Consider the following 13661-nt stretch of genomic DNA (forward strand, 5'->3'; position numbering starts at 1 on the left):
GTCGGGCTGCGATGATGTCATGCGTGCATGTTCAATCATGACAGGAAAAGCACATGCCATCCCCGATCATCCAGGGCCCGCATATCGACCAGGATATGGTGCTCCGCGCCATGTTCGAAGCGCGCAAGCGGGTCTTCATCGACCTGCTCAAATGGGATCTTCCGGTCCTGGCCGACCGCTATGAGGTTGACCATTTCGACACGCCAGACGCGCAATATCTGGTGCTGACCGATACGGAATTGCATCATCGCGCCTCGACACGGCTGCTGCAGACAAACCGGCCCCATATCCTCGCGGACATCTTCCCGCATCTGTGCGCTGGTCCGGTCCCGACCGGCGACCATGTCCGGGAGATCACCCGTTTCTGCCTTGATCGCGACCTCAGGGCCGCTGAGCGGCTTGACGCGCGCAACCAGCTCGTGATCGCGCTTGTCGATCATGCCCTGGCCAATGGCATCGGCTCCTACACCGGCGTCGCCGAGCGCTCCTGGTTCGCGCAGGTCGCGACATTCGGCTGGCGATGCGAAGCGCTGGGCCAGCCGGTTCGGCATCGAGATCAATTACTCGTCGCCCTGCACATCCATATCGATGCAAGCACGCCGTCCATGCTTGAACGGGCGGGGATCCATGCCTCGCTTCAATATCAGCTGAGCGCCCCACGCCATGGGAGGCGCGCATGATGCGCCTACAGGCTTGCGACATTAGCATGCGCGAGACGCTGCTGCGAGACGGCTACTGCGTCATCGAGGATGCGCTGCCGCCAGACGTCATCCATGCGCTCAATGCAGATCTTGAACCCAGTTTTGCCGCCACCCCGCTCTGCCAGGGACGCTTCTATGGCGAGAGGACCAGGCGTTTTGGCGGCCTGCTCAAGCGCTCGCGCCACGCGCAGGCGCTCGTCCTCAACCCGGTCGTCATGGACCTGGTCGAGGCCGTGCTGAAGCCCGCCTGCGACCGGATCCAGCTCAATGTCATGCAGGCGATCGAGATACTGCCCGGCCAAGCCCAGCAATTGCCGCATCGCGATCATGACATGTGGCAGGGTGCCAAGGGGGCGCATGAATATCTTGTCAATGTGATCTGGCCGCTCGATGCCTTCACCCGCGAAAATGGCGCGACACTTGTCTACCCCGGCAGCCATGGCGAAGCCGGCATGGCCAGGGCTGAACAGGAGGAACCCATCGTCGCCCAATGCCCGGCGGGCAGCGCGATCTGCTTTCTTGGCTCGACGGCCCATTGTGCAGGCGCCAATATCAGCCAGAGCGCCAGGCGTGCCATCGTGGTCGGATACTGCCTTGGTTGGCTCAAGCTCTATGAGAATCAGTGGCTCGCCTATCCGCCTGCAGTGGCCAGACATTTCAGTCCCGAACTTGCGGCGCTGGTCGGATATGCCCAGCATCGCCCCAATCTGGGCAATTATGAAGGTCAATGCCCGTCGATCCTGCTCGGTGACAATCTGCCCGACCATGTCGGTGCGATCGATGCGCTGCGGCCCGATCAGGAGGCGCTGCTGGCCGCGTATTTGGAAAGCGGTGGAGAAGGGAGATGAGTCCGGCCCACGTGCTCGAGCCCACCTATGATGCGCTGCGCCGGCGGCTTATCGCCGGTGCCTGGCCGTCGGGCTTTCGCCTCGAGGCGACGAAGCTGGCGCTGGAGCTGGGCGTCAGCATCACCCCTGTGCGCGACAGTCTCAATCGCCTTTCGGGCGAGCGGCTGGTCCAGGCCACGGCAGGGATCGGCTTCCATGTGCCCCGTCTCGATGCCGCCGATATCAGCCAGTTGCTCGACTGGCACCAGATACTGCTCGGCATCGCGGTGCAACGGCTCGAAGCTAGCCAGGCCGCACTGACCATTCCCCATGGCCATAATGGCATCGCGGATCATAGCGCGATCCTGTTCGGTTCGATCGGCATGGCGGCCGGCAATGGCGAACTGGACCGGGCGGTCGCCAATGCGGCGGCGCGGCTTGGCCCCTATCGCCGTATGGAAACCGAATTGCTGGCCGACGCCCCAGCCGAAATCGAGCGGATCGACCAATTTGCGCGCGCCGGGAGATGGCAGGCGCTCAAGGCGCTCCTGGAGCATTATCATGAGCGCCGGCGCGCGATCGCGTCGCAATTGGCCCAGGCGGTTCGCGACAGCTGATCGCGCAATCGACGGGGCCAAGGTCAAGGCCGGCACGATCATCCTCGCGTCTCCAATCCCGACGCCGATCATCGCTGGAAAAGCGTTTGGAATTGCAACGCAATATCGCCTGAGGGAAGATGCCCCCACCCCGAAGGCCGAGAGGTTCCAGACGCACGCATGACCGAGACGCAATTTGATCGGCTGACGCCTCGCGAGTGCCAATGCCTGCTGATGGTGCGCGATCTCAAAAGCTCGGAGGATATTGCCCGCGCCCTCAATATCAGGCCCGGCACCGTCAACACCTATATCCGCGACGCGGTCGTCAAGCTGGGCGCGCGCGACCGCCGGCATGCGGCCCTGCTCTATGCCGAGCATCTGTCCCGGATCGTGCCGCCATCTACCACTAGCGCCCCCGAGAAAATAGGGGGCGATTTGATAGGTCTAGCCGATCAGGCCGATCCTGCAGCAGCTGTGCCACACGCCCAGAACGCCATCGATCGGTCCAGGCCGGAGGATGGTCTTGAGGGCGAGAGGCGGTCCGTCACCCCGCCTCGCGGGCAGGTCAATCTCGGCCTGCTCGTGCGGGAAATTCTCGATGGAACGAGACCGGACGGGATGACGCTGGTTACGCGGTCGCTTCTCACTCTAGCGGTCGCGATCGCGATCGGCTTCTGCTTCTTCGCGATCAGCGCTGGCCTAGGCATGCTATTCAGCATTGCCGATTTTCTTCGCCGCCTCTCCCACTGAGCCTTCCCCACACCGGCATCACAGCAGGTGCGCCACGATACTGGCGCGAGGAGAATGCGCATGTCCAAGCCGACCGACCATCCGCTCCATGGTGGCATCATGAACGTCGCTGCGGCAATCCAGCTGGCCGAGAAGTCTGCCGATAGCGGCATCGTCTCGACCGCCGAGCTCATCATCGCAACGATCAGGGTCCAGGAAGATCAGGGTCTTCCGCCGGGCATTGCCGAACCGGCGCTCGCGCAGCTGCGGCGCGCGATCGATGCCCATATGGAGAGCCGGAGAGCGATCGTGGAAGCCCATGCCGAATATGGCCGGATCGCCAGGCGTTTCGGGGCCACGCCCGAAAGCTTCGGTCCGACCTGGCCCTGCCAGCAGGCCAAAGCGCCCCCTGCGCCTGTCACCACGCTTGCAGCCGCCGCCTGAGCCCGATTTGCAAATGAGGGAAGGCCAGCCTTAATGTGGACAAGCGACCATGATCCTGCTGGCCTTCCTCATCCTTTCGGCAATCTGCTGCAGCTATGCCCTGGTGCGGGGCGGCAGCCCCGAGCGGCTCACGGCAGGAGTTTTTCTTGCAGGCACCTTCGCCTCGATCATGATTTCCATCCATGCGCCTCCCCCGCCAGAGGGCTTCCAATCGGCGATCTTCCTGGTCGATCTCGCCATGCTGATCGCGCTGGGGGCGATCATGCTGTTCGCGCGCCGCTACTGGCCGATGGCGATCACGGCCTGTCAGCTGCTGGCGGTGATGGGCCATGTCATCCGGTTGCTCGATCCGCAGATCGTTCCTGTCCTCTACTGGATCAGCACCGCCTTCTGGGCCGTGCCGCAGATGCTTTTTCTGGCGGCTGCCACCGCGCGGCATCGCAATCGGCTCCGCCGCCATGGCGTCGACCCTGCCTGGTCGCGCCGGCCTGCCGTCGACCACGTCGGGTAAGAGGCGCAAGCCCAGCGCAGCGGCATGTCGGGCCATGAGCCGGACTTATCCACAGGCCAGACCTGCGTCTTGCCGGGAACAAGGCGAGATGACCGATCAACCGCGCAAGGCGCTCGGTTTTGGCAACATGGCGACGGAAGGCGCGCCGAAGCCTGGCGGGACGCAAGCCGGTACGAAGCGGCGGCGCGGTCCTTGCTTCCCGATTTCCTTGGAAGACGAGAATGGTGCAAGGTTCATCCGATCAATCATTGAGATGCGCCGTCGCCGCGCTGATCATGCCGCGCTTGCCCAATCGGCTGAACCGGCATGGGATATCATGCTCGACATCTATGCCTGCGCAATTGAAAGGATCGACCTCTCTGTCACGGCGGTAGGAATTGCCGCAGGGATTGCGCCGGCAACCGCGCAGAGATGGATCAAGAAGCTGGCAGCGCTCGGCGTCATTGAAAGGCTTGCCGATCCCCGTGATCGCCGCCGCAAGCTGGTGAGGCTATCCCCGGCAGCGCTGGCGGCTATGCACCATTGGCAAACTGAAGCGCGCGCGATCTTGGAACAGATCGTACGTCGTGAAGAGCCATCGTGACGAACGGCCGGCCCCTGATTGCAGCCGCCCTGCGGACTAAGCTAGGATAGGATGATGCGGACCGATCTGGATCATTTGCCCGGCGACAAACAGCGCGAGCTCGAACGGGTCGTGCGGATCATCTTCGAGGAATTCGAGGATGCGCTGGCGCTCGCCAACCATGGCTGGAAGAAGCGCGGCCGGATCGAGAAGATCATTCTTTATGGCAGCTATGCCAGGGGCGGATGGGTCGACGAACCGCACACCGCCAAGGGCTATCAGTCCGACTATGACATCCTCATCATCGTCAATGACAAGCGGCTGACCGAGCGGGTCGATTATTGGCTCAAGCTCGAGGACCGCTTCAACCGCGAACTGGCGATCACCCACGCGATCCGTACCCCGGTCAATTTCATTGTCCATACGCTGCAGGAGGTGAATGACGGTCTGGCCCATGGCCGCTATTTCTTCATGGACGTGCGCGAAGACGGCATCGCGCTCTATCAGGTCGAAGACGGCGAGCTCCATGTTCCCAAGCCAAAGACGCCCGACCAGGCGCTTGCCATGGCACAGGAATATTTCGAGGAGTGGTTTCCGGCCGCAATGAAGCGCTTCGAGGGAGCCAACTTCTATCTCAATCAGGGCTACACCAAGGATGCTGCTTTTGACCTTCATCAGGCCACAGAACGGCTATACCACTGCATCCTTCTGGTCACGACTTTCTACACGCCCCATGTCCATAATATCGGATTCCTGCGCACACAGGCGGAGCGGCTGGATCGCCGGCTGGTCGATGTCTGGCCGCGCGAGCGGCGCATCGATCAGGCACGCTGGGAAAAGCTCAAAGAGGCTTATGTGAAGGCCCGCTATTCCAAGCATTACAAGATCAGCGAGGCGGAACTCAGCTGGCTTGGCAGACAGGTCGAGGATCTGGGCCGTGTGGTGCATGAAGTCTGCGCTGAACGGATAGCCGAGTTGAAACGGACTGCCGGCGTTATCGCCTGAACATCCAGGACCTGATCATTCGGGCTGTTCGCCTTGCTTGCGGATGGCGTCGGCAATGATCATGGCGAGCGACTCCTCCGCACGGACACGGGCGCCTAAATCCTTCGATGTCAGATCCTGCCGGATCCAGATCGGGGCGCGTTTGATCACGGCGAGAATGGCGGCCTGTACGAATTCACTCATATGCGCGCCTATGCCGGGCCTTGGCTATCGAGGCAACGCATCGGTCTCACACATCCGTGCGGCGCGGCGATGCGGGTGCAAAAAACATGATCCACTATAGTGAGTGGGCCGCCGCCGGACACGGATACCGCGCTTCTTGCCTTTGCTATCCCCGATGTCTCAACGTCATGTCCCTGCAGCGGAAAGAAGATTGCACTCAATATGCGCCGATTGGCTGTCCTTTGCGCTAGCCAATTGGCGACTGAGAGAAAGCGCAGGCCGATAGGTACTGGCTCTCAAACCCTCAGCTGCACATCATCGACGGTTTGGCCAACTGGCTTCGACCGCGGATCTCAAGAGCTTCGCTCCCTGCACATTAGTTGCCCCGGTAAGTCGAGTATCCATAAGGGCTGACTACCACCGGGACATGATAATGGCCCTCTTTGTCGGCAACGCGGAAGGTCAGGACAATTTCAGGAAAGAAGGGATTTGCAGACGCATCGGGATATTTCGACATATCGAATTCAAGGCGGTAGACGCCCGTGTCGAACAGGCCGCCATCGTCGAAGCTACGAACACGACCATTGGCATCCGTCGTTGATTTGGCCACTTGCTGCCAGACGCCATCCGCCGAGCGCTTGGACAGTGCAACAGGCACGCCCTTGCCGCCGGTGCCACGTGCAAGGTCGAGCACATGCGTGGAAATTTCAGCGGCGGTGGCCGGGAAGACGCTGCACCCATAGATTGAGGCGAATACGACCAAGGTAGCTAGTTTCATGGTGACCTCCCCGAAAAGCGATGCTCTTTTCCAACATACGTCCATTTGGCTCACGTCCTCCCGCCCGATGCTCAAAGCGGGCTGAGTGCGTCCAGTTCCCGCTATGAGAAATGCCGAAACGCGCCATCATTGGCGGGTGATGCGTACCAGATTCCAGTCATATCCCAACCGTTTGACGCGCTCGGCAAGCTCGGTTTTCATCTGGTCCGAAGGATGTTGGTCACGGGTCAGTACCCACAGATAGCGGCCGCTGGGTTCTCCGACGATAGACCAGCTATAGTCATCGCCATGATCCAGCACCCAATAGTTGCCATAGAATGGGCCGAAGAATGATACCTTGAGCTTGGCGTTGCCGCTACCCTCGACCAGCTTGGCCTTGCCGACCGATTCCTTCCATTTCGATCCCCGGCGTCCACGGTTGACGACCCGGACGGTGCCGTCCGGATTCATCACATAGTTGGCTGTGACGCCGTCCATGTCCTTCTGAAAAGGTGCCTCATATCTGAATTGCTCGAACCAGAGCCCCATATACTGTGCGAGGTCGACGGCTTTGGCGGGGGCGGGTACATTAACGTTACCGACTGGTCCGGGCCGCTGGATGAGCGCGCATGCGCCTAGTAGAGTCGTGGCAGCCAGCAGGCTGCCGATAATCAATTTTCTATGCATCTTGCTTTCACGATATGTTGGAATTTGCCTGCTATACGCACCGAATGTTGGATGTTTCCGTGAAGGAGGGAGACGCGCCGCTCGTACCACTTTAGTCTGGCAGCCGGACTCCGTTCCACGCGAACAGCCCGCCACTGTCTTGCGGTGTAAGCCCATCGAGCACATCGAGCAGCCGCTCCGCAGCATATTCCGGCGTGAAGATTTTTCCGGTCGAAATGCGGGCGGTGAAGGGAGCGGAAAGGGCGCTCCTTACGGTGCCGGGATGGAGGGCAGCGGCGATGGCCTGGGGATGTGTCCGACCCATCTCGATCGCGAAATTTCGGATCATCATGTTCAGTGCTGCCTTGCTTGCCCGATAGGCATGCCAACCGCCAAGCCGGTTATCGCCGATCGACCCGACCTTTGCTGAAAGCACAGCGAAGATGGCGCGTCGATCTTTCGCAAGCCGTGGCAGGACATGTTTGGCGATGAGAGCGGGGCCGATAGCATTTATCAAATAGCTTCGCGCGAGTGCTTTGGCGTCCAAGGCACGCATCGTCTTTTCCGGAGCGATTGCCGCCGCCTGATCGTGCAACATGCCGGTGCAGACAAATATCAGGTCGAGCGAGCTTGGCAGAGTTGCTGCTGCCGCCACAATCGACGCCTCACTCTCCAGGTCGAAGCTGAAGGGCACGCAGTTCGGGGCTGGAACAGATCGACCTTTTCGCGAGCCGGTGTGGACCGAACTGAACCGACCACCTTGCGCGAGACTGAGCGCAACGGCCTGGCCGATCGCGCCACTCGCGCCGAATATCGCCGCCGTTGCGGGCCGGGCCAGAAATTTGCCTGTCTCATTTTGCAAAGCGCTCATCGTTCGACGGCTCCATTGACGCTAGCATCGATCGGTTGCGACAGCATTGCGTCAGCGAGCAGGACGCCCGAAAGCCATGCGCCCTCGACCGTCGGTGAATGACACCAGTCTCCACAGGCGCCCAAGCCTATGCCTGGATTCCAGATGATCCTGCTCGACTGCGCATAGGGCTGCGAGAACCGCCAGCGATGGGCCTTCAAAAATGTGGGGGCAGGGAGCCTGATCTGGAAAAGTCGCGCAAAGGCGTCGAGAAGATACGCGGCAACCTCAGGCGGCGACCATTCCAGATGATCCTGGGACCAGTGGCTGTTGGCGTGCAATATCCAACATTCACCATCACCCCTTTCAGGTTTGGACCTGTTGCACGCAACCATCGAGAAAATATCGACGTTGGTAGCGAACGGCGTTGGTACATCCAGTTGATGCGGAAATTCGACCATAACCGCCCAGCAAGGTGAGGATCTAACAGACGCGGCCTCGCGCGCAGCTTCGAGATCGTGAAGAGACAGCAGTGGTGCCGCCTGCTCAGCCGGAACGGCGATCACCACCGTGTCGAATGGACCTACGCAATCTCCCTCTGCCTGGATCATCCAACCGGCATCTTCCCTGACAAGAGATTGAACCCGGAACTCAAAATGGACGTCAAAACGCCGGCTTTGCTCGCGAACCAAGGTGGCCATTGCAGGCACGCCTACCATCGCATTCCCTGGGCCGTCGCTCCAACGCGAGGCCCAGCCAGCCTTTCGCCAACGCCCGACTTCAGTTCGGAATCGGGGATCCCTTGCCGTGAACCAAGGCGCTCCTAAATCCCATGATGATGATCCAATTGCGACCGTTGTGAGCCTGCCACCGGGACGATGCCCCTTGTCGACGAGCATGATTTCACCGCAATGACGCAGCCGTCCTGCGCAGGCCAATCCTGCAATGCCAGCCCCGATGATGCCAATGCGAGGCATTTTATTGAGACTGCATGAGTGTCATGATCTCCCTACGGCTTGTGGGAGCATCGCGGAAGCAGCCGAGCATCTTGCTCGTCGTCATCGTTACGCCATGGGTACGTACACCGCGGCCGGTCATGCAACCATGACTTGCCTTGATGATGACAGCGACCCCATGGGGCTTGAGATTGTTCCAGATACAGTCCGCAATTTGAGCGGTAAGGCGCTCCTGGACCTGGAGGCGCCGGGCATATCCGTTCAGAACACGGGCCAATTTGGATATGCCCACGACCCTGTCCTTGGGAAGGTAGGCTATCGAGGCGGTTCCCGTGATTGGCGCAAGATGATGCTCACAGTGGGACTGGAAAGGAATGTCACGCAAGAGGACTATTTCATCATATCCTCCTACCTCATCGAACGTGCGAGAAAGATAGGTGGCTGGATCGATCTCATATCCGTTGCAATATTCTTTCCATGCACGCGTCACGCGCGCAGGCGTATCTCGAAGGCCTTCACGATCAGGATCGTCGCCCGTCCATCGCAGAAGCGTTCGGATAGCATCGTGAACTTCTTGGGGAGCTGAGAGAGGCTCTGGACCGCTTTTCGAGCTATCCTCATCGATAGGGACGAACCCGGCAGTAACGAAATTCATGACAGCTCTCGAATAACTGGCCGCCTGCCCCTTGCAAGCGATGCGAAGAGGACATGCTAGTCAACTGAACAGGGCTCTGCGATATGACCAAATGGGAAGGAGTTGCAGTGACCAGAATATCGGATCCCAATTCTCTGATTTGCAACAGCCAGGTAGCGGCCGTGGTCAGCGATCCTCGGCGCGCGGACAATCCTATCGTGGCCTGCAATCCTGCCTTTGTTGAGTTGACGGGCTACTCCCAAGATGAGGTCATAGGCCGAAACTGCCGGTTCCTGCGCGGTGCCGGAACCGAGGCCGAGCAGACGGAGATGTTGCGCGACGCTGTAGCCCAGGTGCGACCTGTCATGGTCGAACTGATTAATTACCGTAAAAACGGCACCCCTTTTCGCAACGCTGTAATGGTTGCGCCGCTTTTCGATGACGAAGGCGAACTGGAATTCTTTCTGGGTTCTCAGATGGCCATCGACGATCGGCCGGTCAGCCGCCATCAGCAGGCACGCATGCGAATTGAAAATCTTAGTGGCCGTCAGCGTCAAATAATCGAGGCGCTTGCCCAAGGGCGCCTCAATAAACAAATCGCGTTCGAGCTGGGGGTTACCGAGCGGACGGTTAAGATGCACCGCGCTGCCGTTCTTCGAACTTTGGAAGTGCGGTCGGTGGCAGAGGCAATCCGGATTGCGATAGAAGCTGGCCTCTAGAGGTCGCGCCGCGCAGCGAACCGGGCCAAAGTCCTCAATCGGGCAGCGCTTATGCCAAACGGCTCCAGAGCGCTATCGCATGCGCGCAGGAGCGCTTCCACTTCAAGAGCTGTAGTTTCTGCCCCCAGGACCGTGACGCCGGTCTCCCGGCTTTTATCTTTGTCCTTGTTTACGGCCTTTCCGACAATGGCTGCATCGCCCTCAGAATCGAGGAGGTCGTCCCTGAGCTGGAAAAGAAGGCCGAGGTCAGTAGCATAGGACTTTAACGCGCTGCGCGTTTGCGCATTGCTTCGGCCCAGCAACATGCCTGCTTCCACTGCGAACCGCACAAGTGCGCCAGTTTTCCGATTGAGGCAATCGATGAGCCCTTCTCGTGAAAGATCTGCTTCGGGATACAGATCCATCATCTGACCGCCGGCAAGTCCGTCCTGACCGATGCATTTCGCAAGGCCCAGAACAAGTTCGCTGCGCACGGCCGCATCGGCATGGGTGCGCGGATCAGAGAGAATTTCAAAGGCCAGTGCCAGCAGAGCATCGCCCGCCAGGACCGCTGTGGCCTCGTCGAACCGACGATGAACGGTAGGTCGTCCTCGCCGAAGATCGTCATCGTCCATGCAGGGCAAATCGTCGTGGACGAGGGACTGAGCATGTACGCACTCAATTGCCGCAGCGACACGCAGTGCCGAACCCCGGTCACCCCCCAACATTTCAGCCACAGCCAAGGCAAGAGCGGCTCTAAAACGCTTTCCTCCTGCCGTAGCAGCGTAGCGCATCGCGTCGGCGAGACGAATATTGCGTGTGGGACAGTCACCGATCGCATCCATCAGCACCGTGTCGACTGCTGCACGATCATCAGTCAGAATCTTGGGCAGATGCGGAGGGGCTTGCTCGGTCGTTACCACTGAAATGGGTCGAAATCGGATTGATTCTTCCGGTCCAGCCATTTCCTCGCGCAAGAAGCCAAGGCCATCAAGCCAGGAACATATTTCTTCAATCGCCTCGTCCGGGGCGGATGCGGCTGCGCTCAACCCTATTGTAGAGGCTTTCGCCAGTGGAATATGAGCCAAATCTTCAGCATCTTCGATCAGAAATGCCTGCGGACAATCAGCCGCCAGCGCCGCTTCGACCAGTCGGCGCGCATTCGAAGATGTGGGATCTCCAACAATCAACATGATATCGCAACGCGGCGCTATTTGCGTCACAGCAGATTGCCGGTTTGTGGTTGCATAGCAGATGTCGCTTGAACGCGGACCGACGCAATTGGAGAATCGAGCCTCTATCGCCTCGATCAATCGAGCTGAATCGGCGACTGAAAAGGTCGTCTGGACGGCGTAAGCTACTGGCGTTTCATCTGGCAGGGGGAGGGCGCTGACACTGGCCAGATCCGCTACTATCGAAATGGCGTCAGGGGGCAATTGTCCAGTGGTTCCGATTATCTCGGGATGGTCCGCATGGCCGACGAGCAAGACGTGGCGGCCTTGCGAATTCCATTGAGCGACCTCGGAATGAATTTTTGCGACCAAAGGGCAAATGGCATCCACGACGCGCAAACCACGTTGATCCGCCTGCGCTTTCACGGCGGCTGCACTTCCATGCGCGGACAATATCGTGACTGCGCCTTGAGGGATTTCGCTCACATCCTCGACAAAAACGGCGCCTAATTCCTCAAGCTGCTTTAGCACCCTTCGGTTGTGCACGATCGCATGGCGCACATAGACAGGAGCACCATGGACATGCAGCGCGTCCTCAACGGCTGCAATCGCACGTCGTACGCCAGCGCAAAAGCCACGCGGATTGGCCAACAGCACCCGTCTGGGCCCAGGAGAAAAAGCCTGATCTTCTCTATCGTCTGGTGCGCTGATCATCGCCTCATCCTATCTATCTGACATATTTTCAGTTTTTGGCTTTGAATACCATACTCCCCTTTGGACAGGTTGTGGCACTCCACCAATTCCATAGCGATGCCTTGAACCAGCATTCCTCAAACCAAGGCGATACTTGATGTCATCAAAGCCTTCTGCAATCGTCATCGGATCAGGCTTTGGGGGACTTGCGCTTGCAATCCGCTTGCAAAGTGCCGGTATCGGCACGACGCTCATCGAGGCACGCGATCGCCCAGGCGGGCGAGCCTATCGCTGGGAAAGAGAAGGTTACATATTCGACGCCGGTCCGACCGTGATTACCGATCCGGCCTGCCTGGAAGAATTATGGATGCTTTCAGGCAATCGAATGGATGAGGATGTGACCCTCAAGCCGGTGAGCCCCTTTTATAGGCTTGTCTGGAACGATGGCACACAGTTCGATTATTCCAATGATGACGCGCTGTTGGAAAAAGAGATTGCCAAGCTCGATGCGGAAGACATCGAAGGCTACCACCGGTTTCTGGACTATGCGCGGTCAGTTTACCAGGAGGGCTACGTAAAGCTGGGTGCAGTCCCATTTCTTGATTTCAAGAGCATGTTGAAAGCGGCGCCCGCCCTTGCCCGGCACAAAGCATGGCGGTCTGTCTATGCAATCTTATCGAGCTTCGTGGGGAACGAAAAGCTACGCCAGGCCCTGTCATTCCACACTTTGCTGGTCGGGGGCAATCCGATGAGCACGAGTGGCATCTACGCCCTTATCCACCACTTGGAGCGGGAGGGAGGAATATGGTGGACGACTGGCGGCACAAACGCACTCGTCGATGGGATGGTGGCGCTTTTTGAGCGATTGGGCGGAACGCTCATGCTGAATGAACCGGTACGGGAAATTTTACATGAAGGGCGTCGCGTAACTGGCGTGGTCACGCAGGCTAGACGTCGCATTCATGCAGATCAGATCGCCTCCAACGCGGATGTTGTCAGCACCTATAAAATGATCGTCGGGTCTTCTCACGCATTGAGGAAAAGGCATTCACTCGAAGCTAAGCGATTTTCTCCCAGTCTTTTTGTTTTACATATGGGGCTTAAAGGAAATTTTCCGAAAATCGCGCACCACTCGATTCTTTTCTCCGATCGCTACGGTCCCTTATTGGACGACATTTACAAGGGGGGGCGCTTGCCGAAGGACCCGTCAATCTATTTGCATAATCCCGGAGCCAGTGACGCAAGCGTGGCTCCTGCCGGCAAATCGGTCTTGTACGCGCTCGCCCCTGTGCCGCATTTGGGCGCTGCGGCAGTCGATTGGGCGGAGGAGGGCGACCGCTATCGCCAAATCATCATAGGCCGCATTCGCGACCTGTTGATCCCCGATATCGAGGATCGGATCGAAATCTGCTTTCACTATACGCCGGAAGATTTCCAAAGGGATTTGGACGCTCATCTTGGTAGCGCTTTCAGTCTGGAACCGGTGCTGACGCAGAGCGCCTGGTTTCGAGCACATAATCGTGATGACCGATTTGAAAATCTTTTCCTGGTAGGAGCAGGTACCCATCCCGGCGCGGGCATCCCGGGCGTTGTCGGAAGTGCCAAAGCGACTGCAGGGCTCATGATGCAAACCGGGAGGCCCTGAGGCCCGTGTGAACATTGCTGTTCTATAGGCCTACAGAGCTCTATCGCTCACGC

Annotated in this window: 17 protein-coding genes and 1 pseudogene; 10 read left to right on the forward strand and 8 right to left on the reverse strand. The window is 59.0% G+C overall.

Annotated features, from left to right (window positions below; translation table 11 throughout):
* Window positions 1–53: 53 nt before the first annotated feature.
* From ACI6S0_RS20845 to ACI6S0_RS20880, 8 genes are all read left to right on the forward strand, one after another.
* Window positions 54–680 (forward strand): acyl-homoserine-lactone synthase, encoded by a 627-nt coding sequence (locus ACI6S0_RS20845; protein WP_097385148.1) that lies wholly within the window; start codon window positions 54–56, stop codon window positions 678–680.
* On the forward strand, window positions 677–1549 hold the full coding sequence (locus tag ACI6S0_RS20850) for a phytanoyl-CoA dioxygenase family protein (RefSeq protein ID WP_434404210.1): 873 nt from the start codon (window positions 677–679) through the stop codon (window positions 1547–1549). Before ACI6S0_RS20845 ends, ACI6S0_RS20850 begins: the two co-directional genes overlap by 4 nt.
* Window positions 1546–2145: a GntR family transcriptional regulator gene (locus ACI6S0_RS20855; RefSeq protein WP_136186172.1), complete on the forward strand. Its 600-nt coding sequence runs from the start codon at window positions 1546–1548 to the stop codon at window positions 2143–2145. Before ACI6S0_RS20850 ends, ACI6S0_RS20855 begins: the two co-directional genes overlap by 4 nt.
* A gap of 159 nt (window positions 2146–2304) precedes the next feature.
* A complete protein-coding gene (locus ACI6S0_RS20860; RefSeq protein WP_313039207.1) occupies window positions 2305–2874 on the forward strand; it encodes a helix-turn-helix domain-containing protein in 570 nt (189 codons plus the stop codon).
* Window positions 2875–2934: 60 nt separating this feature from the next.
* Window positions 2935–3297, forward strand: a complete 363-nt coding sequence (locus tag ACI6S0_RS20865) for a hypothetical protein (protein WP_287003284.1) — start codon at window positions 2935–2937, stop codon at window positions 3295–3297.
* A gap of 49 nt (window positions 3298–3346) precedes the next feature.
* On the forward strand, window positions 3347–3808 hold the full coding sequence (locus ACI6S0_RS20870) for a hypothetical protein (RefSeq protein ID WP_072895432.1): 462 nt from the start codon (window positions 3347–3349) through the stop codon (window positions 3806–3808).
* An 88-nt stretch (window positions 3809–3896) separates the two neighbouring features.
* Complete coding sequence (locus ACI6S0_RS20875) at window positions 3897–4391, forward strand: MarR family transcriptional regulator (protein ID WP_072895430.1); 495 nt, start codon at window positions 3897–3899, stop codon at window positions 4389–4391.
* A gap of 54 nt (window positions 4392–4445) precedes the next feature.
* Window positions 4446–5375 (forward strand): HEPN domain-containing protein, encoded by a 930-nt coding sequence (locus tag ACI6S0_RS20880; RefSeq protein ID WP_434405978.1) that lies wholly within the window; start codon window positions 4446–4448, stop codon window positions 5373–5375.
* Window positions 5376–5390: 15 nt separating this feature from the next.
* Here ACI6S0_RS20880 and ACI6S0_RS20885 read toward each other — a convergent pair whose 3' ends face one another.
* The 7 genes and pseudogenes from ACI6S0_RS20885 to folE form a co-directional block, all read right to left on the reverse strand.
* The gene (locus ACI6S0_RS20885) at window positions 5391–5558 is read right to left on the reverse strand and encodes a DUF6771 family protein (RefSeq protein ID WP_163000302.1); all 168 of its coding nucleotides are present in this window, start codon (window positions 5556–5558) and stop codon (window positions 5391–5393) included.
* A gap of 355 nt (window positions 5559–5913) precedes the next feature.
* Window positions 5914–6315, reverse strand: a complete 402-nt coding sequence (gene uraH / locus ACI6S0_RS20890; RefSeq protein ID WP_063141890.1) for a hydroxyisourate hydrolase — start codon at window positions 6313–6315, stop codon at window positions 5914–5916.
* Between the two features lie 126 nt (window positions 6316–6441).
* Window positions 6442–6981, reverse strand: a complete 540-nt coding sequence (locus ACI6S0_RS20895; RefSeq protein WP_080993714.1) for a lipocalin family protein — start codon at window positions 6979–6981, stop codon at window positions 6442–6444.
* A 91-nt stretch (window positions 6982–7072) separates the two neighbouring features.
* Window positions 7073–7831: an SDR family NAD(P)-dependent oxidoreductase gene (locus ACI6S0_RS20900; RefSeq protein ID WP_434404211.1), complete on the reverse strand. Its 759-nt coding sequence runs from the start codon at window positions 7829–7831 to the stop codon at window positions 7073–7075.
* Window positions 7828–8511: an NAD(P)/FAD-dependent oxidoreductase gene (locus ACI6S0_RS20905; RefSeq protein WP_235654631.1), complete on the reverse strand. Its 684-nt coding sequence runs from the start codon at window positions 8509–8511 to the stop codon at window positions 7828–7830. The genes ACI6S0_RS20900 and ACI6S0_RS20905 overlap by 4 nt, the downstream gene beginning before the upstream one ends.
* 87 nt (window positions 8512–8598) lie before the next feature.
* Window positions 8599–8787: pseudogene (locus ACI6S0_RS20910) on the reverse strand (NAD(P)-binding protein); the annotation flags it as partial.
* 1 nt (window position 8788) lies between these two features.
* Window positions 8789–9421, reverse strand: coding sequence for a GTP cyclohydrolase I FolE (gene folE, locus ACI6S0_RS20915; RefSeq protein ID WP_434404212.1), 633 nt, complete (start codon window positions 9419–9421; stop codon window positions 8789–8791).
* Between the two features lie 83 nt (window positions 9422–9504).
* Between folE and ACI6S0_RS20920 the strand changes: the two genes are divergently transcribed.
* Window positions 9505–10119, forward strand: a complete 615-nt coding sequence (locus tag ACI6S0_RS20920; protein ID WP_434404213.1) for a PAS domain-containing protein — start codon at window positions 9505–9507, stop codon at window positions 10117–10119.
* On the opposite strand, the gene ispH is transcribed toward ACI6S0_RS20920, so the two are convergent.
* Complete coding sequence (gene ispH / locus ACI6S0_RS20925; protein ID WP_434404214.1) at window positions 10116–11984, reverse strand: 4-hydroxy-3-methylbut-2-enyl diphosphate reductase; 1869 nt, start codon at window positions 11982–11984, stop codon at window positions 10116–10118. The genes ACI6S0_RS20920 and ispH overlap by 4 nt on opposite strands.
* Window positions 11985–12120: 136 nt before the next feature.
* On the opposite strand from ispH, the gene ACI6S0_RS20930 reads away from it, so the two are divergent.
* Window positions 12121–13608, forward strand: coding sequence for a phytoene desaturase (locus ACI6S0_RS20930; protein ID WP_434404215.1), 1488 nt, complete (start codon window positions 12121–12123; stop codon window positions 13606–13608).
* Window positions 13609–13661: the final 53 nt, after the last annotated feature.

This window comes from Sphingobium sp. DN12 (assembly GCF_051058005.1).
GTDB classification, from domain to species: domain Bacteria; phylum Pseudomonadota; class Alphaproteobacteria; order Sphingomonadales; family Sphingomonadaceae; genus Sphingobium; species Sphingobium yanoikuyae.

Bases quoted from the DNA above. Each gene is read 5' to 3' on its own strand.
- ACI6S0_RS20895 (WP_080993714.1), bottom strand. From the start codon at position 6,981: ATGCATAGAAAATTGATTATCGGCAGCCTGCTGGCTGCCACGACTCTA.
- ACI6S0_RS20900 (WP_434404211.1), bottom strand. From the start codon at position 7,831: ATGAGCGCTTTGCAAAATGAGACAGGCAAATTTCTGGCCCGGCCCGCA.
- ACI6S0_RS20850 (WP_434404210.1), top strand. From the start codon at position 677: ATGATGCGCCTACAGGCTTGCGACATTAGCATGCGCGAGACGCTGCTG.
- ACI6S0_RS20905 (WP_235654631.1), bottom strand. From the start codon at position 8,511: ATGGCCACCTTGGTTCGCGAGCAAAGCCGGCGTTTTGACGTCCATTTT.
- ACI6S0_RS20865 (WP_287003284.1), top strand. From the start codon at position 2,935: ATGTCCAAGCCGACCGACCATCCGCTCCATGGTGGCATCATGAACGTC.
- ACI6S0_RS20875 (WP_072895430.1), top strand. From the start codon at position 3,897: ATGACCGATCAACCGCGCAAGGCGCTCGGTTTTGGCAACATGGCGACG.
- ACI6S0_RS20845 (WP_097385148.1), top strand. From the start codon at position 54: ATGCCATCCCCGATCATCCAGGGCCCGCATATCGACCAGGATATGGTG.
- ACI6S0_RS20880 (WP_434405978.1), top strand. From the start codon at position 4,446: ATGCGGACCGATCTGGATCATTTGCCCGGCGACAAACAGCGCGAGCTC.
- ACI6S0_RS20885 (WP_163000302.1), bottom strand. From the start codon at position 5,558: ATGAGTGAATTCGTACAGGCCGCCATTCTCGCCGTGATCAAACGCGCC.
- ACI6S0_RS20930 (WP_434404215.1), top strand. From the start codon at position 12,121: ATGTCATCAAAGCCTTCTGCAATCGTCATCGGATCAGGCTTTGGGGGA.
- ispH (WP_434404214.1), bottom strand. From the start codon at position 11,984: ATGATCAGCGCACCAGACGATAGAGAAGATCAGGCTTTTTCTCCTGGG.
- ACI6S0_RS20870 (WP_072895432.1), top strand. From the start codon at position 3,347: ATGATCCTGCTGGCCTTCCTCATCCTTTCGGCAATCTGCTGCAGCTAT.
- ACI6S0_RS20855 (WP_136186172.1), top strand. From the start codon at position 1,546: ATGAGTCCGGCCCACGTGCTCGAGCCCACCTATGATGCGCTGCGCCGG.
- uraH (WP_063141890.1), bottom strand. From the start codon at position 6,315: ATGAAACTAGCTACCTTGGTCGTATTCGCCTCAATCTATGGGTGCAGC.
- ACI6S0_RS20860 (WP_313039207.1), top strand. From the start codon at position 2,305: ATGACCGAGACGCAATTTGATCGGCTGACGCCTCGCGAGTGCCAATGC.
- ACI6S0_RS20920 (WP_434404213.1), top strand. From the start codon at position 9,505: ATGACCAAATGGGAAGGAGTTGCAGTGACCAGAATATCGGATCCCAAT.
- folE (WP_434404212.1), bottom strand. From the start codon at position 9,421: ATGAATTTCGTTACTGCCGGGTTCGTCCCTATCGATGAGGATAGCTCG.